The sequence below is a fragment of the Kibdelosporangium aridum genome, from assembly GCF_900176515.1.
Classification (GTDB): domain Bacteria; phylum Actinomycetota; class Actinomycetes; order Mycobacteriales; family Pseudonocardiaceae; genus Kibdelosporangium; species Kibdelosporangium aridum.
The window spans coordinates 762,409-782,819 of the sequence record NZ_FWXV01000003.1 but is presented as its reverse complement, the minus strand read 5'-3'; the positions used below and the strand labels follow the sequence as shown (position 1 = coordinate 782,819).

Here is a 20,411-nt window from a genome sequence, read left to right as displayed (position 1 = left end):
GATACATCCGGGCGCGGTATGCCGGTGTCTGCAGTGGCCAGGAACCATTGTCTGCTCAAGAGTGCGTGCGGATGTGGCCTCATCCCAGGCCTTGAGGAAGGCTCGGTACTTCGGCGCCATGGCCGTCGAATGCTCCACTGAGGATGACAGTGACCCCACAGTCATCAGCTGGGGCATGTCGTTCAACGACGAGGCCCACATGGTCTCGGCCGACGGCCGCAATTACTACGCCCTCGCGGAGGCCGACAACGCCTTGAACTACGTCCGCGGCGGCCCCAACCTCACGCCACACCTCGTGTGGGTCGCCCCTGCCGCGCTGGGTTCAGAGTCCTCGGAGGATCCGGCGTAGTCCCAGCAGGAACCCCTCGAACCGCTCGAGTTCTTCTGGCTCGTACGCGCTGACCAGTTCCTCCATCTGGGAGCTGAACGCGCCGAAGAACTCGCGTGCGGGTTCCTCGATCTGGTCGCTGGTGCGGATGGTCACCTTGCGCCTGTCGACGTGTTCACGCGACCGCTCGATGTGGCCTTGCCGTTCAAGCCTGTTCAACAGGTTGGTGGTCGCACCGGTCGTGAGCGCCAGCCGCTCGCTCAACTGGGTGGGGGACAACGGTTCCCCTTGGTCTTCCGCGTACAGGATCTCCACGAGCGCGGCGGCGTCCGTCGAGTGCAAACCGAGGTGCGCGGCGAACCGGCGGGTGATCTCGGTGTAGTCCGCGCCGAACCCCCGTAGCCCGTCGAGGATTCTGAGCGCGTGCGCGTTGAACTCCCGGTCCGCTGCGTGTGGCCGCAGTGGTTCCCGGTTTCCGGCGTGCGTCATCGCCACTTGGCTGCCCTACCTCCACCATCAACCAAGCACTTGCTGCGTTGACAACCTACATCGCCACTCTGGTAACTTCACAGTGAAGCTACTTTCTGGGGAAGGTTGTAGTAGATGATTGATCCCTTTACCTCGACGGTGCGTGGCATGACCGAGCCCAACCCGGTCTTCGCCGCGCTGAGAGAAGGAGGCCCGGTTGTCGTAGCGGATGCGCCCGCAGGCGGCCCTGTCTGGATCGTGACCGACGAAGACCTGGCCAAAGAGGTCCTGTCCGACCCGCGCATAGTCAAAGACCCGGCCATGGCGCCCCTCGACTGGGACCCGTTCAAGGCGGGCCTCGAACCAACGGCGGCGCAGCGCCCTTCGTTGACCACAATGGACGGCCCTGCTCATACCGCACTGCGTCGCGCGCAAGCCCCTTTACTCACTGGCAAAAGGATTCGCGAACAACAAGACCGAATCGAAGAGCTCGCTCGTGACCTGCTGTCGTCATACTCGGGCGTCGTCGACCTGATGGCGGACTTCACGACCCGCTATCCGCTGACGGTCCTGCTGGACATGATGGCCATCCCGCGGGAGAACGTCGACAGGGCGGTCGATGGCTGCAGACAGATGTTCGCCGGTGACCAGTTCGGCGCGATCCAGGCCTTGATGGACGTCGCCGCAACAGCGCGGGACGGAGGAATCGCCGCGGAACTGAGGGACCGCATGCCACCCGACACGCCCGAGGAAGAGGTGCGCTACCACCTCTTCGGCTTGATCTTCGCCAGTCAGGTGACGACAGATACGGCCCTGGGCTTCGTCATCGCCCGCACGCTAGGCACATCGGATGGCGACCCGGTCGAGGAGACGTTACGCCAAAACCCGCCCGCGCCCTTCAGCTTATGGCGCTTCACCGCGGAGCCGATCGACCTCGCCGGTATGCACCTGCCCGAACGTGCACCGATCCTGGTCGACATCGGCGGCCTCGGCCTGACATTCGGTGCAGGACCACATTTCTGCGTCGGCGCCCAACTCGCGCAGGCGGAGTTACGGGGCGTGGAAACCGTGCTGCGCCGTGATTTCCCGTCGGCCCGCTTGGCCGTCCCGTACGAGGAGCTCCAGCAGATCGTCCTCGGCGGAATCGGTGGCAGCCGCCTGAAAGAGTTGCCGGTGGTTTTGCGGTGAGTGCGCGTCCTTACGCGCCTTACTGATATGTGCCGCACTCCGTGCAGAGCGACTCCGCGTGCTATCGACCGGAAGCGGCCAACGCGCCGGGCTATCTTGATCGTGAACCACAGCGCCGGAGGAGGAACCACATGCATGGCACGGTCGCGGCGGGGTACGAGGCCGTGCGCGAAGAGTTCGCGAAGGTTGTCGCCGGGGAACGCGAGGACTACGCGGGCCAGTTGGTCGCCTACGTGCGCGGCGAGCTGGTCGTGGATCTGTGGTCGGGTCCCGAGTTCACGGCCGACACGCTGACCGGGGTGTTCTCCTCCACGAAGGGGGCGGCGCATCTCGTGGTGGCGCTGCTGGTGCAGGACGGCGTGCTGGATCCCGACCAGCGGGTCAGCCACTACTGGCCGGAATTCGCGGCGGAAGGCAAGCAGGACATCACACTGCGGGAGGTGCTAGCGCACCGCGCGGGTGTGGTCGGCGCGGATGCCGGGTTCAGCCTGGAGGAGCTGGCCGACGACCGGCTGATCGCGGCGCGGATCGCGGGCCAGCGGCCGTACTGGCGGCCGGGCACGGCGTTCGGCTACCACGCGTGGGTGATCGGCGCGCTGACCGGCGAGGTGGTGCGGCGCGTGACGGGGCAGAGCATCCAGGAGCTGTTCGAGGAGCGGGTCCGGGCGCCGTACGGTCTCGACTTCTACCTTGGGCTGCCGGAAGAACTGGAGCCGCGTTTCGCGACCACGTTGCCGATGCTGCCGACACCGGAGCAGCAGGCCGAGATCGACGCGGAGGAGGTGACCGGGGCCGAGAGCCTTGGCGGGATCGCGTTCAACGAACATCGTGCCGACGCGCCCGAACTGTGGGATTTCCCGAACCAGCGGATCGCCCGGGCACAGGGCCAGGCGTCCGCGGGCGGGGTCGCATCGGCGCGGGGCCTGGCTGGCATGTACGCGGCGGCCACCACGGGGCTCAACGGTCGGCCACCGCTGCTGAAACCGGACACCATGGCGGAATTCGCGCAGATCCAGTCGATCGGGTACGACGTTGTCTCGCGCGTGCACAAGGCTTTCGGGCTGGGTTTCAGTATTGCCGGGGAGTTCTACCCGTTCCTGGGGCAGGGCGCGTTCGGGCACAGCGGTGCCGCGGGCAGCCAGGCGCTCGCGGATCCGCGCAGCGGCCTGGCGTATGGCTACAACCGGCGCCGCTACGCCTATCCCGGCGGTGCGGCGCCGGAGAACGACAAGTTGCTCCGCGCCTGCGTCGAGGCCGCGCGCGCGACGCGGTGAGTGGGGGAGCTGGGCATGAAGACGAACCGACTCGGGCGCACCACCGTCGAGGTGACACAGCTGGGATTCGGCGGCGGGCCACTCGGCGGACTGTTCGCGCCGCTCGACAACGAGACCGCGACGGGGTGCGGCGCAGCGTCGGGGATTCGCTGGAACGGATGGGCCTCGACCGGATCGACGTGCTGTACCTGCATGACGCTGAGGAGTTCTTCGACGACGCGTTACGCGACGGCTACCCGGCCCTGGCGGAGCTGCGGTCGGAAGGGGTGGTTGGCGCGATCGGCGCCGGCATGTACGACACGGCCATGCTGACCACTCTGGTGAAGGAAACGGATGTCGACGTGGTCATGCAGTCGGGTCGCTACACGCTGCTCGATCACAGCGCGCTCGACACGTTCCTGCCCGCGTGCGAGGAGCGCGGTGTGTCCGTGATCGCGGCGTCGATCTTCAACTCCGGCCTGCTCGCCGTGCCGCGGCCGGGGGAGGGAGCGCACTTCGACTACGAGGTCGCGACGCCGGATGTCCTGGAGCGGGCGAACAAGATCGCCGACGTGTGCGAGGCGCACGGCGTGACGCTTCCCCAGGTGGCCATGGCTTTCCCGCTGCAACACCCGGCTGTCGCCGGTATCGCGGTGGGGATGCGGTCCGCTGAGGAGGCGCGGCGCAACGTGGAGTTCTTCGCTGTGGACGTGCCCGCGCAGGTCTGGACCGACTTACGCGCTGCGGGCCTGATCCGCTAAGCGTGCTGGGTGTCGTAGTTGTCGCGGTTGGTGAGCACTTCGTTCATGTGTGCTTCGGCCCATTCCTTGATGCCGTACATGAGGTGGTGGAGGGAAAGTCCGAGTTCGGTCAGCTCGTAGGTGACTGTTACCGGGACGGTCGGTGTCACCGTGCGGGTGATCAGGCCGTCGCGTTCCAGGGAGCGCAACGTCTGGGTGAGCATCTTCTGGCTGACCCCGGCCAGGCGACGGGACAGTTCGGAATAGCGCATCGATTGCGGCCGCTCGGCTCCCGGGTCGCTGCCGAGCGCGGCCAGGATGAGGGCGACCCACTTGTCCGAGATCCGGGCGAGTAGCTGGCGACTGGGGCAGCCCGCCAGGAATGCGTCGTACGCCTCCTTCGCCTGTGTTCGCTTCTGGGCCGCTGTCTCTGTCGGCATCGGCCGATCCTTCCTACCTGGGGGCGACTTACGCACTTCGAAGTGCCCACTTCCCGCTGGAGAGTTACCCGTCCATCGTGGTGCAAGACAACCGTCAGATACAACCACGAGGAACAACACCATGAACACATTCCGCACAGCCGTCGTGCGTACCCCGGGCGGGCCGGACTCGATCGAGATCATCGACGTTCCCGTTGCCGAGCCTGGCCCCGGCGAAGTTCGGGTAAAGGTTGCCGCGGCGGCGGTCAACCCCGTCGATCTCGCGGTGGCGGGCGGTTTCTTCCACTCGATGGGCTTCATCGACCAGCCCGACCACACCGGTCTCGGCTGGGACTTCGCCGGCACCGTCGTCGCGGTCGGCCCTGGCGTGGACCTGGCCGTCGGCACGCGGGTCGCGGGCCTGGTAGGTGGTTTCGACCGCGACTTCGGCACCTATGCCGAGCAACTCGTGGTGCCAGCCTCCGACGTCGCCGTCGTTCCCGACGGGCTGGACCTGGTCGTGGCGTCGACGGTGCCGCTCAACGGGCTGACGGCCGCCCAGATCGTCGACCTGCTCGGCGACGCCCCCACCGACGGCAACCGGCTGTTGGTGACCGGAGCTGCTGGCGCGGTCGGGGGTTATGTCGTGTCGCTCGCACAGGATCGCGGCTGGCGGGTGACCGGTCTCGCCAGGGCTGAGGATGAGGAGTTCGTCCGTAGCCTCGGTGCCGACTTCACCGCGCACGCCGAGCCGGGCTGGGATGCGGTCGCCGACGGTGCGACGCTGCAAGAACAGGGCCTCGCCCTGGTCGGTGACGGCGGGATCTTCGTCGGCGTCCGGCCGGGCGGCGAACCACCCAACCAGCGCGGAATCACCGTAACCGCCGTGGACGTCCGGCCGGATGGCGTCCAGCTGGGAGGCCTGCTCGACCGCACCGCGTCCGGCGAGCTACCGGCCCGAGTGCACAAGGTCGTGCCGCTGGACCAGGTCGCCGACGTCCACCGGGCTGTGGCCAAAGGCGGGATACGCGGCCGCTACGTGCTCAAGCCCTAATAGGCCTTCCGGTGCTCGGAGCACAGGTACAGGGTCAGTCCTTCAGGCGTGGTGGTACGGGAAAGCCCACCCCACACCCGCTTCTCGTCCAGCTCAAGCAACATCGCTTCAAGAGCCCGGAAGTCCGCGTCATGCTCGGCCCTGACCGACGGGATGTCATCGCCCGCATGAGCCTCGGTCCGGAACGTCTCGGGCGCCCGGCTGACTAGTTCCTTCATCAGATCGCAGTCAGCCTTCAGTTGCTGGCTGAGCTGATCGACCGTGATGCCGAGCACCGGCCCAGCGAGAGGAGCCGTGTATTTCAGAACCTTCAACACTCGTTGGAGATGCGGACCGAACTTGCGTACCCACTCATAGGGTTGCTTGATCGCATAGACACCTTCAGGCTCAGGAAGCCGATGCCACGCGCCCGGTTCTTCGCAGTAAAGGTGTAGTTCGAAGTTCCGCTTTTTGAGCTGCACCAAGGCGAACACGCTCGGGCACCGAGTTTCCTGCTGCGTCTGCGCGATGTGCTGCAACCGCATGAACATCCGCTGGTTGTATTCGGCGTTCTCGTCGACCTTGCTCTCGATCCGGATCAGCCGCCGGTCGATCTGGTCGAGGCTCATCACCGTGACATCCCTGGAGGAAGGGGCCAATCCAAGCAACAGACTGCGAATATCGACATCATCACCCGAGCGATGACACTCGATCGTGTACTTCGGCGGAATCTTGGTGAGCCGCTTGCTGAGGTTGTCATAGTTGAAGAGTTCGGTGCATTCGCCGTCACAGCGGCACGGAACTTCGCGCCGGATCTCCAACCCGGGGAACCGGTCCAGTGTCCGGTTGAGACCGTCGTCGAGGATCGAGAAGAACGCCGCGGGCGACGGTCCTCGCACGGTCAGCTCGACGGTCTTGCGGTGCGCGTCCGCGCGGACAAGCGCCAAGTGGTCACCGTGCTTGAGAACAGCGCCGGTACGCCAGTGCATGGAGATGCTGAACCGGTGCGACCGAGCGATGAACCAGGTGGGGATGCCAGGCGGCATGGTGTTGAGCCGGTAGAGGACGCGGATCTCCTGCCTGCCCGCCATGCCGCGCCAGAGGTCCTGATATGCAGGCGGATTCCACGACAACCGCTCAACCACCAGGCTCACGTCATCCGGCCGGCCGTCGACCCGGTAGGACAAGTCGTACTTGTCCATCATGCTCAGGAAGTGATCACTGGTACCACGATCAAGCCCACGCCAGAGCTCTCTGAGGTGCGTGCGGGTGAGCAACCCTTGCGAGGCTTCGACTTCAGGGCTGTCCAGGACCTTGCTGATGTAGCTGTTGACCCACTCCGGTTGCAGGATGACCGTGTCGCAGAGCTCGGGATCCTCGCTGTAGTAGAGGATGTCACCGAGCTCGTGCAAGGCTTTCGCGATATACCGCTGTTGTACAGGGTCTTCGACGCCCGCATCGCTCATCATCTGCCACATGTCGTCCGGGGCGACTCGGTTCACTTCGCAATCCCAGAGCGTTCCGGCGGCCTTGAGCCACGTCTTGGGCCACTCGGCGCCCATCAACGGCAGTTTGGCTGCCTGCTCGGTGATGGTGTCGCGCAGTGCGTCGATCCCTTGCCGTGTCCGGTTGTCGACAGCGGTGCTGATAACTATCTGGGGATATTCGCGCTTCAGATCATCGAGCGGGAAGTCGACGGGCCGGTCCTCAGCATGCGTAACGACGAGGATGACGGGCGATTCAGGGGCACGCGCCTTGATGATGTCCAGCCAGTACCGAAGTCGCCCCTGTTCCCAGCCGTGCCGGGCGTTCCACACCAGCAGGAAGAGCGATCGGTTGCTCAGGAAGAACTGGTGGGTCGCGTGGTAGATCTCCTGACCACCGAAGTCCCACGCGTTGAGCTGCATCTCGACCCCGGGGCGAGTCGGATGCGGTAAGTCCAGGTGCTCGATCCTGATGCCGTGTGTCGACGGCTCGTTGTGGTCGTATTCGGTGCCTGCCAACGCTTTCACCAACGAAGTCTTGCCGACACCACCCTCACCGACAACGAGCACTTTGGACGCCCACATCGGTTCTACGCCCGCGCGCCGGGCCTTCAGAAACTCGATGATCGACTTGGAACCACCGACGGCGATCTCTGGTGGCGGGCTGACGAGCGGGTTGCCCGCCACCTCGAGATATTCAAGGTGTCGTAGGTCCGCGAGCGAGCCTGGCAAATAGCGGATTTGATTTTTCTGGACACTCAGTTCCACAAGCCTGGTGAGCCTCGAGATGTCATCGGGCACGGTGTCCAGATAGTTCTCGTCGACTTCGAGGGTGCTGAGGTTCGGCAGGGCGAAGATGGGCGCAGGCACCTCGGTGAAACGGTTCAGGGTGAGTCTGAGGCGGAGTAGTTGCCTCAACCTGGCAAAACTGGCAGGCAAGGTGTGCAACCTGTTACCGCGCATGTCCAGATGAGTCAGTCCCTTGAGGGAGTCGATCCACGCTGGAACCTCGACTAGACCGTTTTCCTGCATCCACAGGGCAGAAAGTCTGCTGAGCCTTGCCATCCAGTCAGGGAGAGCCATGATTCCGCACCCGTTGATCCCAAGGTCGATCAGGTCTTCGAGAGCGGCGACGGCTGTGGGCACCTTGCCGAGCGGGTTTCCGTTGAGAGTGAGGTCGCTCAGACTTTGCAGCTCAGCCATATCCGCTGGCAAGTCGGTGAGTTTGTTGCCAGCCAAGTCGAGGCTGGTGAGGTGAGTCAGCTCGAAGAGGTCTGGTGGCAGGCTGTCCAGTCCGAGGTCGCTCAGATCGAGGAATGTCGACTTGGTCCTGTGAGCTTCTTCGATCCGGCGGAGGGCCTCGTCCATGCCACCAGCGTCTCAACCCAGGCGCTCGCCGTTAGCTCGTTTCTCCTTCCGTAACCTGTTTGGAGCAACAGGTAGGCTTTACCCGTGCGAGTTGTCGTTTTGGACTACGGGTCGGGGAACCTTCGCTCCGTCGAACGTGCACTTCAGCGCGTCGGCGCGGACGTCGAGGTGACCGCGGACAGCCATGCGGCGCTCAACGCGGACGGCCTCGTGGTTCCTGGTGTCGGCGCCTTCGCCGCCTGCATGGCGGGCTTGAAGTCCGTACAGGGCCACCGCACGGTCGGGACGCGGCTCGCTGGTGGACGGCCTGTTCTTGGCATCTGCGTCGGCATGCAGATCCTGTTCGAGCGTGGCATCGAACACGGCCAGGAGACCGAGGGCTGCGACGAGTGGCCGGGCACGGTCGAGCGGCTTGAGGCTGACGTCGTCCCGCACATGGGCTGGAACACAGTGAAGGCCCCTGAGGGAACTGTGCTGTTCGACGGGTTGGACGCGGAGACCCGCTTCTACTTCGTGCACTCCTACGGGGTGCGCAAGTGGGAGCTCGAGCCGTCGGACACGCTGCCGGCGCCGCTGGTCACCTGGGCGAACCACGGCTGTGACTTCGTCGCCGCGGTGGAGAACACCGCGTTGTCCGCCACGCAGTTCCACCCGGAGAAGTCCGGCGACGCCGGTGCGCACCTGCTTCAGAACTGGCTCAAGTCCCTATAGGACCAGTGCTCCCGGAGTTGCCGCCCAGGTCGGGAAGTTCGGCACGCCCGCGTTCGTGACGCCGAAGGTGCCGTTGCCGTTCGAGAACGACACCGGGATGCTGCCCCAGCCGTTCACGCCCGTGAGCGCGAGGTCGACTCGGTTGTCGCCGTTGTAGTCCCGCGCCACGATCTCGACGCCTGGCGAGGACGCCCAGGTCGGGAAGTCGGCCACGGCACCGTTGGTGACGTTGAAGGCGCCGTTTCCGGCCGAGAACGCCACCGGGATGCTGCCCCAGCCCAGACCGCCGGTCAGCACGATGTCCGTACGACTGTCCGCGTTCAGGTCACGGGCGATGATCTTCACGCCCGCGGTCGTCGCCCAGGCCGGGAAGTCGGCCACGCCTGCGTTCGTGACGCCGAAGGTGCCGTTGCCGTTCGAGAACGCCACTGGGATCGAGCCCCAGCCCGCCACGCCGGTGAGCGCCAGGTCCGCGCGGCCGTCGGCGTTGAAGTCACCGGTGAGCAGCTTCACGTTCGGTGTCGCCGCCCAGACCGGGAAGTTCGGCACGCCCGCGTTCGTGACGTTGAACGCCCCGTTGCCGGCCGAGAAGGCGACCGGGATGCTGCCCCAGCCGTTGACCCCGGTCAGTGCCAGGTCGGTGCGGTTGTCCGCGTTGAAGTCCTTCGCGACGACCTTGACGTTCGGGCTGGACGCCCAGGTCGGGAAGTTGGGCACGGCGGCGTTGGTGACGGTGAATGTGCCGTTGCCGTTGGAGAACGCGATCGGGATCGAGCCCCAGCCGATGCCGCCGGTCAGCGCGATGTCGGTCCGGCCATCCGCGTTGAAGTCACCGGTGACGATCTTGACGCCCGGGGTGGTCGCCCAGGTCGGGAAGTTGGGCACGGCGGCGTTGGTGACGGTGAATGTGCCGTCACCGTTGGAGAACGCGACCGGAATTGACCCCCAGCCACCGACGCCGGTCAGCGCGGAGTCGGTCCGGCCGTCACCGTTGAAGTCGCCCGACAGGATGTACACGCCCGGCGACGCCGACCACGTCGCGAAGTTCGCAACAGCCGCGTTGGTGACGTTGAAGTTCCCGTTTCCTGCCGAGAACGCCACCGGGATCGAACCCCAACCGGGGACGCCATTCAATGCGATGTCGTCACGGTTGTCAGCGTTGTAATCCGCGTCGTGGTCCGTAACTCCGTTCGGGATACGGCCGTGCAGCAACGCATTCGGCGAACCCACTGGATCCGCGACGACACCCTGCGTCGCGTTGCTCAGAAGCGCGTTGGCTACCAAAGGCGGTGTGTCGTAAGGATGTTCGGCCAACCACAGGGCCGCTGCGCCTGCCACATGCGGGCTCGCCATCGACGTGCCTTGCATGCTGACGCTCGCGGTGTCCGAGGTGTGGTGCGACGACACGATCCCCACGCCCGGCGCGAAGATGTCGGTGCAGGATCCCCAGTTGGAGAACGCTGCCCTGCGATCGTTGGCGTCCGTCGCGTTCACCGTGATCGCCTCGGCGACACGGGCGGGCGAGAAGTTGCACGCGTTCTGGTTGGCGTTGGCCGACGCGATGGCGTACGTGATGCCCGACGCGATCGAGTTGCGGACGGCCTGGTCGACAGCAGCGTTCGCGCCACCCGCGAGGCTCATGTTCGCCACGGCGGGCCGTACCGCGTTACGCGTGACCCAGTCGACGCCGCTGATGATGGCTTCCCACGTGCCGTTACCTGCGCAGTTCAATACCTTGACCGCGACCAAGTTCACGCTCTTGGCCACGCCGTACTCCGCGCCGCCGACGGTGCCCGCCACGTGCGTGCCGTGCCCGTGGCAATCGGTGTTATTGGCGTCGATCGTGTTCACGCCCCAGGACGCGCGGCCACCGAATGTGGTGTGCGAAATCCTGATCCCGGTGTCGAGGACGTAAGCGCGGACGTTTGATGCCGGTGTTTCGAATACGTACCTTCCGTCCCGGCCGACCTGTCGTTGGTCGACCCGGTCAAGGCCCCATGAGGGCGGATTCGGCTGCGAGTCCTGAATTGTTACCCGGCCATTTTGCTGAACGTAAGAAACGCTGGGATCGGCAGCCAATTGGGCCGCTTGCTTGGCGGTCATCCTGGCCGCGAATCCGTTCAGCGCGGCGTGCCACGTCGAGGTGACCGTGCCGCCGTACCGTGCGGTGAGCGCCCCGGCCGTGCTGACCTGCTTCTCGTTGAGGACGACGATGTAGCTGTCCGGAATGGCGTCGGAAACCGATTGGACCGTTCCGGTTTCGGCCGAGGCCGCTGGTGCGGCGAAGGCGACAGCCGCAACCGCGGAGGCGACGGCGGCTGTCAATACTCTGGAAGGGTTGACGGAAATTAATAACCGCATGAACATCCACTCTCATTCGTTTTCAAGTGCGAGCATGCGGTTCTCGATGCTGGTCATTCGATCATGCGGTGGCTAGCGGTAAATATTTACACGTAACGAATTGTTGTTCGCCGGACGGCGACGCAGGGCGGAGGACGGTCACTAGGCCAAGTAGAGTCTTCGCCGTGACTCTGACGTTGCTCCCAGCCGTTGATGTGGCCGACGGCAAGGCTGTGCGCCTTGTGCAGGGCGAGGCTGGCACCGAGACCGCGTACGGTGACCCGCTGGAGGCCGCGCTGGCCTGGCAACGTGACGGCGCCGAGTGGATCCATCTCGTCGACCTCGACGCCGCGTTCGGCCGCGGCTCCAATCGGGACCTGGTCGCCCGTGTCGTCGGTGAACTGGACATCCAGGTCGAACTGTCCGGCGGGATCAGGGACGACGAGACGCTGAAGGCCGCGCTGGCGACCGGCTGCCGCCGGGTGAACCTGGGCACTGCCGCCCTTGAGGACCCGGAGTGGTGCGCGAAGGCGATCGCCGAGTACGGCGACAAGATCGCGGTGGGGCTGGACGTCCGGATCACCGAGGAAGGTCACCGGCTCAAGACCCGTGGCTGGACCAAGGACGGCGGCGACCTCTGGGACGTGCTCGACCGGCTGGACCGCGACGGCTGTTGCCGTTACGTGGTCACCGACGTCAGCAAGGACGGCACCCTCAAGGGCCCGAACCTCGACCTGCTCGGCGAGATCTGCGCCCGGACCGACGCGTCGATCATCGCGTCCGGCGGGGTGTCCAGTGTGGACGACCTGCGTGCGCTCGCGGGCCTGGAGGCCGACGGTGTCGAGGGCGCGATCATCGGAAAGGCGTTGTACGCGGGCGCTTTCACATTGCCGGAGGCTCTTGCGGCAACTCGCTGACAACGGCTTGCTCGATCTTGTCGATCGGGACGCCTGACTCGGCGAACGCCGCCTTGATGACGTCGTCGTCGAGGGCGACCAGTCCGAGCAGGATGTGTTCGGTGCCAACGTAGTTGTGCCCGAGGCGGAGTGCTTCACGGACGGTCAGTTCGAGAACTTTCTTGGACTGGCCGGAGAACGGGATGTGCGGGCTCGGCGGGGTGTCGACGGCCGGGCCCAGTTTTGGTGTCACCGCGGCGATGATGGTCTCGGCTTTGCCGCCGAGTGACGTGATCGCTCTGGTAGCCAACGCGTCCGGCGCGGCGTACAAGCCGAGCAGGATGTGACCCGGCGTGATCTCGGCGTGCTTGAGGCGCTCGGCTTCCTTCTGCGCGGCCACGGTGGCGACGCGCGCTTTGTCGGTGAACCGGGCGAACTGGGAGACGTCGAGCTGTTCCGGGGCGTTGGACGTGAACCTCTTCTGGGCGGCCTGCTTGGTCACGCCCATGCTCTGGCCGATCTCGGTCCACGAGGCACCGGAATGCCTTGCCCGGTCGACGAAGTGGCCGATCAGGTGGTCCGCCAGCTCGTCCAGGTGCTGCGCGATCAGTACCGCGTCGGTCAGGCGCTTCAAGGGATCGCCGTTCGGGTGCAGGTTCTCCACCGCGTCGATCAGGTCGCCGAGTTTGGGTGTGTTCGTCATGCCGTCAACTGTAGGTTGACGATGTTGGGTCGTCAACCCTGGGTTGACGATAGGGCGGCGATGAAGGCGGCTGTCGCCGGTGGGTCGGGTGGTTCGCCGAATGTGGCAAGGGAGATCCTTCGCCGGAAAGGCAGTTCACTCGTGATGACGCCGTCCGCGTGGTGTGCACGCAGTGCCAAGCCCGGCATCGTGGTGACGCCCAGCCCTGCGGCGACAAGCGCTTGCTTGACGATGATGTCGTCGCTGACGTAAGCGATCCGTGGCGTGAAGCCAGCGGTGTGGCACATGCCGACGAACTCGGCGCGGCAGTTCTCGCAGCCCGCGATCCATGCCGCGTCTCGGTTGTCCTCCAGTGTCCGGCCGGGCGCCTTGCTGAGCAGGTACACGGGATCGTCAAGCAGGTACGTGTATCTGAGGCCGTCGTCCGGCGGGGCATCGTCGTAGTGGAACACGATGGCGAGGTCTACTTCGCCGTCGCGCAATTGCTGTTTGGCGACCACGGGATGCGCGTCGGCGAGATGCAACTCGATGTTTGGGTGGAGCTCGCGCATCGCCGCTGCGGCAGGAGGAACGAGGACGCTCAGTGCGGACGTGAATGCCGCGATGCGCACCCGACCGGATTGCAGTCCGACCATGGCGGACAGTTCGGCGCTCGCCGCATCGACTCGGCCGATGATCTCGTTGGCGCGCTTGGCAAGCAGTTCACCCTCGGCGGTCAGCCGGATGCCACGACCCACCCGTTGGATCAGCCGCGCTCCGGTCGCGGCTTCCAGCCGGGCCAGGTGATGGCTGACCGACGGCTGCGAGTAGTGCAACGCCTGCGCGGCTGCCGTGACCGAACCGTGCGCGGCGACTGCGGCCAGGACCCTCAATCGCACGATGTCGAGCATCCATCAACTGTATCTATGGTTTCACGCCGATATTGGCATTGGACGCATACGAGCCGCTGGTCCAGGCTGGTCGCCAACGGAAAGGACAGCGCTATGACCGGAAAAGTCATCTGGCACATGACCATGTCGATGGACGGCTTCATCGCCGATCAGGATGACGAAGTGGACTGGGCGCTCGGGTACGGCGGACCGGAGGAACTCGGCAACGAGGTCATCCGGACGACCGGGGCGTTCATGTGCGGCGGACGCGTCATCGGTGACACGAAGCCCTACGGCGGCGCCTGGCAGGGGCCGATCTTCGTGCTCACGCACAAGGATCCCGCGCTCGCCCCGGAGCCGCTCACGTTCCTGTCCGGCGACATCCGCGACTGTGTCGACATTGGTCTGAAGGCCGCGAACGGCAAGAACCTTGTCGTCACCGGCGGCAGCGTGCCCCGGCAGAGCATCGAAGCCGGACTCGTCGACGAGATCGTCCTGCACGTCGTGCCCGTCCTGCTCGGCGCGGGCGTCCGGTTCTTCGACAGCCCGGGTAGTCCCGTGGTCAAACTGGACGTGATCACCGCGAACGCGGGGAAGTTCGGTGCTGAGTTCCGCTTGCGCGTTGTGAGGTAGCGACCACGCTGAGGTATTCGGCGATCGCGTCCCGGTTGCGGGTCAGGCACGAGATCCGGGCGGTCATCCGGTCGCGTTCGGCGGCAAGCAACTCCAGCGTCTCCGGCGTCGCGTCGTCGAAGTGGATCTCGCGGGGTTTGTTGAGACACGGCAGGATCTGCTTGATGATCCGGGTCGGCAGTCCCGTGTCGAGCAGGCCGCGGATCTGCAGCACTCTGTCCACATAGGCCTCGTCGTAGTCGCGGTAGCCGTTCTCCAGCCGGTCCGCTTTGATCAGGCCTTGCTCTTCGTAGTAGCGCAGCAGTCGGCGTGGTGTCCCGGTCCGCTCCGACAGCTCCCCGATCCGCATCTGTGGTCCCCCTCACGCCACCTTGACCTTCACATCGATGTCAAGGTTTGAGCATACCCGGCATGGATCGGAAATTGCCGGTACGGGCGCTGATCGCGTTGGCCACAGCCGCTTTCATCACCATCCTGACCGAAGCGTTGCCTGCGGGCCTGCTGACCGGGATGAGCGCCGACCTCCGAGTCAGTGAGTCCGCGATGGGCCAGTCGGTGACCATCTACGCCCTGGCGACCGCCATCGCGGCGATCCCGCTGTCTTTGATCACAGCGAGGTGGCGGCGTAAGCGCCTGTTGCTGTCGGCCATTGTGGGGTTCGCCGTGGGTAACACCATCACCGTCATCTCGACGAGTTACGTCCTGACGATGGGTGCGAGGTTCGTCGCTGGTGTCGCGGCTGGTGTGGTGTGGTCATTGCTTGCCGGATACGCCCGGCGAATGGCGCCGGAAGGCTTGCAGGGCAAGGCGATGGCCATCGTCATGGCCGGGATACCGGTCGCGCTTTCCCTCGGCGTGCCTGCCGGAACTTTCCTGGGCGGGCTCCTCGGCTGGCGGGTGACGTTCGCCGTTGTCTCGGTGCTCGCGGTCGTGCTCATCGTCTGGATCGCCGCGGCGGTGCCGGATTACCCCGGGCAACAAGCTGGGGAACGAGTGTCCTTCCGGCAGACGCTCACAATCCCCGGTGTCGCGGCGGTTCTGTTTGTCGTGATCGCGTTTGTGTTGGCGCACAACGTCATCTACACGTACATCGCGCCCTTCCTGAACTACGCGGGCGGGGATGTGGATCTCGTGCTGTTGCTGCTCGGCGCCGCTTCGATGGTGGGCATTTGGATCGTCGGGGCGTACATCGACCGAAACCTCAGGCTTCTGCTGATCGTGAGCACGGTCCTTGTCGCTGTCGCCGCGGTTGGGCTGACCGGAAGCCCGTACGTCGCCGCGGTGCTGTGGGGGTTGGGCTGGGGAGGTGTTCCGACTCTCTTGCAGACCGCGATCGCGAATGGCGGCGACACCGCGCAGGCCATGCTCGTGACGTCGTGGAACGGATCCATGGCGGGCGGCGGCATCGTCGGCGGGGTCTTCCTCGACGCCTTCGGGCCCGCCTCCTTCCCGTGGGTGGTCGTCGCGCTGCTGTTGCCTGTGCTTGCCGTCGTGCTGGTGAGGGTTGACGGAAGAGTTCTGCAAGCGCAGAATTAAACGTATGATTAATTCCTCGGTCCTCAGTGTCGAGGGCCTCAAGGTCCGCCGGGGCGGCAGACAGGTCCTGCGTGGGGTTGACTTCGAGGTCCAACAGGGATCCGTGACGGGTCTGCTGGGGCCGAGCGGCTGTGGCAAGTCGACCCTGATGCGGGCGATCGTGGGCGTGCAGATCGTCGAGTCGGGCACGGTCAGCGTGCTCGGTTTGCCGGCGGGCCACCCAAGACTGCGGAATCGGGTCGGCTATTCGACCCAGAACCCCGCGCTCTACGGCGACCTCACGGTCACGGAAGCGTTGCGCTACTTCGCTTCCGTGCTCAAGACCGCCAAATCCGACGTGCAGCGTGTGATCGACGAGGTGGGTCTGGCCGACCACGCCAACGCCATGGTCGGGCAGTTGTCCGGCGGGCAGCGGAGCAGAGCGAGCCTGGCGGTCGCGTTGTTGGGCAAGCCTGAGTTGCTGGTGCTGGACGAGCCGACGGTCGGGCTTGATCCGGTGTTACGTGAGGAGTTGTGGATGTTGTTCCACAGCTTGGCCGCACGTGGCGTGACGTTGCTGGTCTCCAGTCATGTGATGGACGAAGCCGCGCGCTGCCAACGGTTGTTGCTCATGCGTGAAGGGCTTCTGCTCGCCGACGACACACCTGACGGTCTGCGGACACGGACCGACACCGCGGACGTGGAGCACGCTTTCCTCAAGCTGATCAAGGAAACAGTATGAGTACCGCCCGTCGCATCCTCGCACAGCTCAGGCATGACCCGCGGACCGTCGCGATGCTTCTGCTGTTGCCATCGCTGCTGATGGTGTTGCTGCGCTTCGTGTTCAACTCCGAGCAGGCGTTCAGCCGGGCGGCGCCCGCTCTGCTTGGTGTGTTCCCGTTCATCATCATGTTCATGATCGCCTCGATCACCACCTTGCGGGAACGGACAAGCGGGACGCTCGAGCGGCTGATGACCATGCCGATCGGCAAGTTCGGCCTGCTTTCCGGGTACGCCATGGCATTCGGCGTGGTCGCGGTCTTCCAGGTCTCGATCGCCACCCTCGTCTCGGTGAGCTGGCTCGGCCTGGACGTCAAAGGTCCACTGTGGATCCTGCTGCTGATCGCGGTATTGGACGCGTTGCTCGGGATGGCGCTTGGCCTGTTCGTCAGCGCCTTCGCGCGCACGGAGTTCCAGGCGATGCAGTTCATGCCCGTCTTCGTGATGCCGCAGATCCTGCTGTGCGGGTTGTTCGTGCCCCGTGGCGACATGGCGGAGTTGCTGAACTGGCTGTCGGACGTGATGCCGTTGTCCTACGCGGTCGACGCGCTGACCCACGTCACCCGATCCGAGGACTTCACCGGAACGTTGGCACGAGACCTGGCGATCATCGGCGGCTGCGCCGTGCTGGCCTTGATCCTTGGCGCAGCGACCCTGCGCAGGCGCACGCCTTGAGTACAGTCGGAGTCATGACTGGGGTAGTGGCGGCCGTGAGCCGCAGCAGCGAGTACACGTTCACCAAACCTAACGCGGACAGCATCACGCTGCTCGCCGGGCTCGGTGTCGAAGGCGATGTGCACCAAGGCGTGACGGTCAAGCACCGGTCCAGGGTGGCCCGTGATCCGAGCCAGCCGAACCTGCGGCAGGTCCACCTGATCCACGCGGAACTGTTCGACGAGTTCCGCGAAGCCGGGTTCACCGTCGGACCCGGGCAGATCGGCGAGAACGTGACCACACGTGGCATCGACCTGCTCGGCCTGCCCACGGGCACGCTGCTGCACCTCGGCGACGAGGCTGTCATCGAGGTGACCGGCCTGCGCAACCCGTGCATGCAGATCGACCTTTTCGCCAACGGCCTGCTCAAGCAGGTCCTCGGCAAGGACGACGAGGGCAACGTGATCCGCAAGGCCGGGATCATGTCGGTCGTGCTGACCGGCGGGGTGGTCCGGACAGGCGATCAGATCCGCGTCGAACTGCCCGCTCATCCCCACCGGCCGTTGCAGCCGGTCTAGCCTGCACTGCGTGGATGCCGAGCTGGCCAGGTTGGCCGACGCCAGTTACGTGTTGGTCACGACGTTTCGCAAGGACGGGCGGAAGGTGCCGACCGCCGTCTGGTGCGCGCGGGACGGTGAGGAACTGATCTTCTGGACCCGCAGCGACGCGGGCAAGGTGAAGCGTTTGCGTCGCAACCAGAACGTCGAGATCGCCGAATGTGACGTGCGTGGCAAGCAGAAGAGCGAGCCGATCCCCGGCGTGGCACGTCAACTCGACGCCGCCGAGACCGACCGGATCCGCAAGGTGATGGCCCGCAAGTACGGCCTGAGCGGCTGGTTGGTGATCTACGGCAGCAAGCTGTTCCGCGGCCGCGACGCCACCATCTGCTACGCGGTCTCATCCACATAGGCCTGGATGATCGGCGCGACCGTCGCGACCATCTCCTCCACGTCCGCGCTGGCCAGCGGCTCGACCTGGACGACGTAGCGGAACAGTGCCAGGCCGACCATGTGCGAAGCCGCCGCGGCCACCCGCAACGGGGACACGCCGAGCCCGGCGGCGACCCGCGCCAGCACCTGGCGCTCGAGGAACTGTTTGAGCATCCGGGCTGCCTGCTCGTTCGTGGTGATCGTGCGCATCATCGCCAGGAACGGCGCGCGGGTCTGTGGATCGCCCCACACCGTGAGGAACAGCCGGACGACCCGCTCACCGAACTGCGCGCGCGGCCCTTCGACGAGTGCGGGGACGATCACCGCCGGATCGAGCGGAAGCTCAAGCGCGGCCAGGAAAACGCGTTCCTTCGTGCCGAAGAAGTGGTGTACCAGCGCCGGGTTCACCGACGCCTTCGCCGCGATCCCGCGGATGGTCGCGCCGTCGTAGCCGAGCTCGGCGAACTGCGCCCTGGCCGCGGCCAGGATCTGCTCGCGGGTCTCGGTCTGCCCGGGTCGGCGTCCGGCGCGTGCCATGTGTCCAAGCGTGCCACGTAGGCTTTGCGCATGGCTGTAGCGGTGCGTGTGATCCCCTGTCTGGATGTCGACGCTGGTCGGGTCGTCAAGGGTGTCAACTTCACTGACCTGGTGGATGCCGGTGACCCGGTCGAGCTGGCCGCCGCGTACGACGCGGAAGGCGCGGACGAGTTGACCTTCCTGGATGTCACGGCGTCCTCTTCGGACCGCGAGACCACCTTCGATGTGGTCCGCCGCACAGCCGAGCAGGTCTTCATCCCGTTGACGGTCGGCGGTGGCGTACGTGCGGTCGAGGACATCGACCGGCTGCTGCGCGCGGGCGCCGACAAGGTCAGCATCAACACCGCCGCCATCCTGCGGCCGGAGCTGCTGCGTGAGGCGTCCGAGCGGTTCGGTGCGCAGTGCATCGTGCTGTCCGTCGACGCCCGGCGCGCGGGCGAGGGCTTCGAGGTGACGACCCACGGCGGCAAGCGCGGCACCGGCATCGACGCGATCGAGTGGGCCGCGAAGGGCCAGGAGCTCGGCGTCGGCGAGATCCTGCTCAACTCGATGGACGCGGACGGCACCAAGGCCGGGTTCGACATCGAGTTGATCAAGCGGGTCCGCGCGGTCGTCGACGTGCCGTTGATCGCCAGCGGCGGCGCCGGTGCTGTCGAGCACTTCGCCCCCGCGGTCGAGGCCGGTGCGGACGCCGTGCTCGCCGCCAGCGTCTTCCACTTCGGACAGTTGCGGATCGGTGAGGTCAAGGACGCCATGCGGGCATCGGGGATCGAGGTCCGGTGAACGCGCCGACCGAGGTCAAGGTCTCGCTCGGGGTGATCGGCCTCGGCGCGGTGCTGTTCGTGGCCGTCGCGCTGGCGTGGGACTCGCAGAACCTCCGCCTGCCCATCGGCGCGGGCATCGTGGCGGTGGCCGTGTGCGTTGGCCTGATCGTGCGGCTGCGGTTCGCCCGGGTCGTCACCATGGTCGCGACCTGCCTGTTCGCCGTCGTCCACCTGCTGATCGCGTTGTCCGACGCGCCGCCTTGGTGGGTGCGTGTGGTGTCCGGTCTGCTCACCGCCGCGTATCTCTACACAGCCGTGCTGGTCAACACCGAGCCCGCACGGGACCACCTGGAGTCCAAATGAGCCTCGACCCGAAGATCGCCGCACGTCTCAAGCGCAACTCCGACGGCCTGGTGTGCGCGGTCGCCCAGCAGCGCGGCACGGGCGAGGTGCTGATGGTCGCGTGGATGAACGACGAGGCGCTCGATCTGACGCTCGCCACACGCAAGGGCACGTACTTCTCGCGTAGCCGTCAGAAGCTCTGGGTCAAGGGCGAGACGTCCGGGCACATTCAGCACGTACATGAAGTGCGGCTTGACTGCGACGGCGACACAGTGCTGTTGATCGTCGATCAGCAAGGCGCGGCGTGCCACACCGGTGACAAAACGTGTTTCGACGCTGACGTGTTGTTGACCGACTGAGTTCTTTCGCCCACAGGGCTTTCCTTCCGCCCGGCGAT

At 65.6% G+C, this 20,411-nt stretch carries 24 protein-coding genes; 16 read left to right on the top strand and 8 right to left on the bottom strand.

Features of this window, described 5'->3' with window-relative positions; all coding sequences use genetic code 11:
* The first annotated feature begins 91 nt into the window (after positions 1 to 91).
* On the top strand, positions 92 to 349 hold the full coding sequence (locus B9C43_RS22590) for a hypothetical protein (RefSeq protein ID WP_143446503.1): 258 nt from the start codon (positions 92 to 94) through the stop codon (positions 347 to 349).
* Here the strand turns inward: B9C43_RS22590 and B9C43_RS22585 are convergent.
* Positions 323 to 817, bottom strand: a complete 495-nt coding sequence (locus B9C43_RS22585) for a MarR family winged helix-turn-helix transcriptional regulator (protein ID WP_051895074.1) — start codon at positions 815 to 817, stop codon at positions 323 to 325. The two genes, B9C43_RS22590 and B9C43_RS22585, sit on opposite strands and share 27 nt — an antisense overlap.
* Positions 818 to 931: 114 nt before the next feature.
* Here B9C43_RS22585 and B9C43_RS22580 point away from each other — a divergent pair, with 114 nt between their 5' ends.
* The 3 genes from B9C43_RS22580 to B9C43_RS22570 all read left to right on the top strand — a co-directional run bounded on the left by B9C43_RS22580 (position 932) and on the right by B9C43_RS22570 (position 3,998).
* Complete coding sequence (locus tag B9C43_RS22580) at positions 932 to 1,984, top strand: cytochrome P450 family protein (protein WP_084428813.1); 1,053 nt, start codon at positions 932 to 934, stop codon at positions 1,982 to 1,984.
* 131 nt (positions 1,985 to 2,115) lie between these two features.
* Complete coding sequence (locus tag B9C43_RS22575; protein ID WP_084428812.1) at positions 2,116 to 3,258, top strand: serine hydrolase domain-containing protein; 1,143 nt, start codon at positions 2,116 to 2,118, stop codon at positions 3,256 to 3,258.
* Between the two features lie 125 nt (positions 3,259 to 3,383).
* Positions 3,384 to 3,998: an aldo/keto reductase gene (locus B9C43_RS22570; RefSeq protein WP_235038765.1), complete on the top strand. Its 615-nt coding sequence runs from the start codon at positions 3,384 to 3,386 to the stop codon at positions 3,996 to 3,998.
* Here the strand turns inward: B9C43_RS22570 and B9C43_RS22565 are convergent.
* Positions 3,995 to 4,417 carry a winged helix-turn-helix transcriptional regulator gene (locus tag B9C43_RS22565; RefSeq protein ID WP_084428811.1) on the bottom strand — a complete coding sequence of 141 codons (423 nt, stop codon included), beginning with the start codon at positions 4,415 to 4,417 and terminating at the stop codon, positions 3,995 to 3,997. The two genes, B9C43_RS22570 and B9C43_RS22565, sit on opposite strands and share 4 nt — an antisense overlap.
* 121 nt (positions 4,418 to 4,538) lie before the next feature.
* Here B9C43_RS22565 and B9C43_RS22560 point away from each other — a divergent pair, with 121 nt between their 5' ends.
* Complete coding sequence (locus B9C43_RS22560; RefSeq protein WP_084428810.1) at positions 4,539 to 5,450, top strand: NADP-dependent oxidoreductase; 912 nt, start codon at positions 4,539 to 4,541, stop codon at positions 5,448 to 5,450.
* On the opposite strand, the gene B9C43_RS22555 is transcribed toward B9C43_RS22560, so the two are convergent.
* Entirely contained in the window at positions 5,447 to 8,281 is a 2,835-nt protein-coding gene (locus B9C43_RS22555) for a COR domain-containing protein (RefSeq protein WP_084428809.1), read from the bottom strand. The two genes, B9C43_RS22560 and B9C43_RS22555, sit on opposite strands and share 4 nt — an antisense overlap.
* Positions 8,282 to 8,365: 84 nt before the next feature.
* On the opposite strand from B9C43_RS22555, the gene hisH reads away from it, so the two are divergent.
* Positions 8,366 to 8,992 carry an imidazole glycerol phosphate synthase subunit HisH gene (gene hisH / locus B9C43_RS22550; RefSeq protein ID WP_033381584.1) on the top strand — a complete coding sequence of 209 codons (627 nt, stop codon included), beginning with the start codon at positions 8,366 to 8,368 and terminating at the stop codon, positions 8,990 to 8,992.
* Here the strand turns inward: hisH and B9C43_RS55715 are convergent.
* Positions 8,987 to 11,353 carry a S8 family serine peptidase gene (locus B9C43_RS55715; RefSeq protein ID WP_143446502.1) on the bottom strand — a complete coding sequence of 789 codons (2,367 nt, stop codon included), beginning with the start codon at positions 11,351 to 11,353 and terminating at the stop codon, positions 8,987 to 8,989. The two genes, hisH and B9C43_RS55715, sit on opposite strands and share 6 nt — an antisense overlap.
* 164 nt (positions 11,354 to 11,517) lie before the next feature.
* Here B9C43_RS55715 and priA point away from each other — a divergent pair, with 164 nt between their 5' ends.
* Positions 11,518 to 12,249, top strand: coding sequence for a bifunctional 1-(5-phosphoribosyl)-5-((5-phosphoribosylamino)methylideneamino)imidazole-4-carboxamide isomerase/phosphoribosylanthranilate isomerase PriA (priA, locus tag B9C43_RS22540; protein ID WP_084428808.1), 732 nt, complete (start codon positions 11,518 to 11,520; stop codon positions 12,247 to 12,249).
* Here the strand turns inward: priA and B9C43_RS22535 are convergent.
* Together B9C43_RS22535 and B9C43_RS22530 are read right to left on the bottom strand one after the other, a co-directional pair.
* A complete protein-coding gene (locus tag B9C43_RS22535) occupies positions 12,215 to 12,931 on the bottom strand; it encodes a Clp protease N-terminal domain-containing protein (protein WP_033381578.1) in 717 nt (238 codons plus the stop codon). The genes priA and B9C43_RS22535 overlap by 35 nt on opposite strands.
* A gap of 32 nt (positions 12,932 to 12,963) precedes the next feature.
* A complete protein-coding gene (locus B9C43_RS22530) occupies positions 12,964 to 13,821 on the bottom strand; it encodes a LysR family transcriptional regulator (RefSeq protein ID WP_084428807.1) in 858 nt (285 codons plus the stop codon).
* Positions 13,822 to 13,914: 93 nt separating this feature from the next.
* On the opposite strand from B9C43_RS22530, the gene B9C43_RS22525 reads away from it, so the two are divergent.
* Positions 13,915 to 14,433, top strand: a complete 519-nt coding sequence (locus tag B9C43_RS22525; protein ID WP_084428806.1) for a dihydrofolate reductase family protein — start codon at positions 13,915 to 13,917, stop codon at positions 14,431 to 14,433.
* Here the strand turns inward: B9C43_RS22525 and B9C43_RS22520 are convergent.
* A complete protein-coding gene (locus tag B9C43_RS22520) occupies positions 14,378 to 14,782 on the bottom strand; it encodes a MerR family transcriptional regulator (protein WP_084428805.1) in 405 nt (134 codons plus the stop codon). The genes B9C43_RS22525 and B9C43_RS22520 overlap by 56 nt on opposite strands.
* Before the next feature lie 62 nt (positions 14,783 to 14,844).
* On the opposite strand from B9C43_RS22520, the gene B9C43_RS22515 reads away from it, so the two are divergent.
* The 5 genes from B9C43_RS22515 to B9C43_RS22495 are packed head-to-tail and all read left to right on the top strand — an operon-like array spanning position 14,845 to position 18,351.
* On the top strand, positions 14,845 to 15,969 hold the full coding sequence (locus B9C43_RS22515; protein WP_084428804.1) for an MFS transporter: 1,125 nt from the start codon (positions 14,845 to 14,847) through the stop codon (positions 15,967 to 15,969).
* Between the two features lie 4 nt (positions 15,970 to 15,973).
* A complete protein-coding gene (locus B9C43_RS22510) occupies positions 15,974 to 16,690 on the top strand; it encodes an ABC transporter ATP-binding protein (RefSeq protein ID WP_143446501.1) in 717 nt (238 codons plus the stop codon).
* Positions 16,687 to 17,403, top strand: coding sequence for an ABC transporter permease (locus B9C43_RS22505; RefSeq protein WP_033381574.1), 717 nt, complete (start codon positions 16,687 to 16,689; stop codon positions 17,401 to 17,403). The genes B9C43_RS22510 and B9C43_RS22505 overlap by 4 nt, the downstream gene beginning before the upstream one ends.
* Before the next feature lie 14 nt (positions 17,404 to 17,417).
* On the top strand, positions 17,418 to 17,960 hold the full coding sequence (locus B9C43_RS58575; RefSeq protein WP_235038764.1) for an MOSC domain-containing protein: 543 nt from the start codon (positions 17,418 to 17,420) through the stop codon (positions 17,958 to 17,960).
* 10 nt (positions 17,961 to 17,970) lie between these two features.
* Entirely contained in the window at positions 17,971 to 18,351 is a 381-nt protein-coding gene (locus B9C43_RS22495; RefSeq protein WP_084428802.1) for a PPOX class F420-dependent oxidoreductase, read from the top strand.
* On the opposite strand, the gene B9C43_RS22490 is transcribed toward B9C43_RS22495, so the two are convergent.
* A complete protein-coding gene (locus B9C43_RS22490) occupies positions 18,330 to 18,908 on the bottom strand; it encodes a TetR/AcrR family transcriptional regulator (protein WP_084428801.1) in 579 nt (192 codons plus the stop codon). The genes B9C43_RS22495 and B9C43_RS22490 overlap by 22 nt on opposite strands.
* A gap of 30 nt (positions 18,909 to 18,938) precedes the next feature.
* On the opposite strand from B9C43_RS22490, the gene hisF reads away from it, so the two are divergent.
* The 3 genes from hisF to hisI are packed head-to-tail and all read left to right on the top strand — an operon-like array spanning position 18,939 to position 20,373.
* The gene (gene hisF / locus B9C43_RS22485; RefSeq protein WP_033381570.1) at positions 18,939 to 19,691 is read left to right on the top strand and encodes an imidazole glycerol phosphate synthase subunit HisF; all 753 of its coding nucleotides are present in this window, start codon (positions 18,939 to 18,941) and stop codon (positions 19,689 to 19,691) included.
* Entirely contained in the window at positions 19,688 to 20,035 is a 348-nt protein-coding gene (locus B9C43_RS22480) for a hypothetical protein (RefSeq protein ID WP_084428800.1), read from the top strand. The genes hisF and B9C43_RS22480 overlap by 4 nt, the downstream gene beginning before the upstream one ends.
* The gene (gene hisI, locus B9C43_RS22475; RefSeq protein ID WP_084428799.1) at positions 20,032 to 20,373 is read left to right on the top strand and encodes a phosphoribosyl-AMP cyclohydrolase; all 342 of its coding nucleotides are present in this window, start codon (positions 20,032 to 20,034) and stop codon (positions 20,371 to 20,373) included. The genes B9C43_RS22480 and hisI overlap by 4 nt, the downstream gene beginning before the upstream one ends.
* Positions 20,374 to 20,411: the final 38 nt, after the last annotated feature.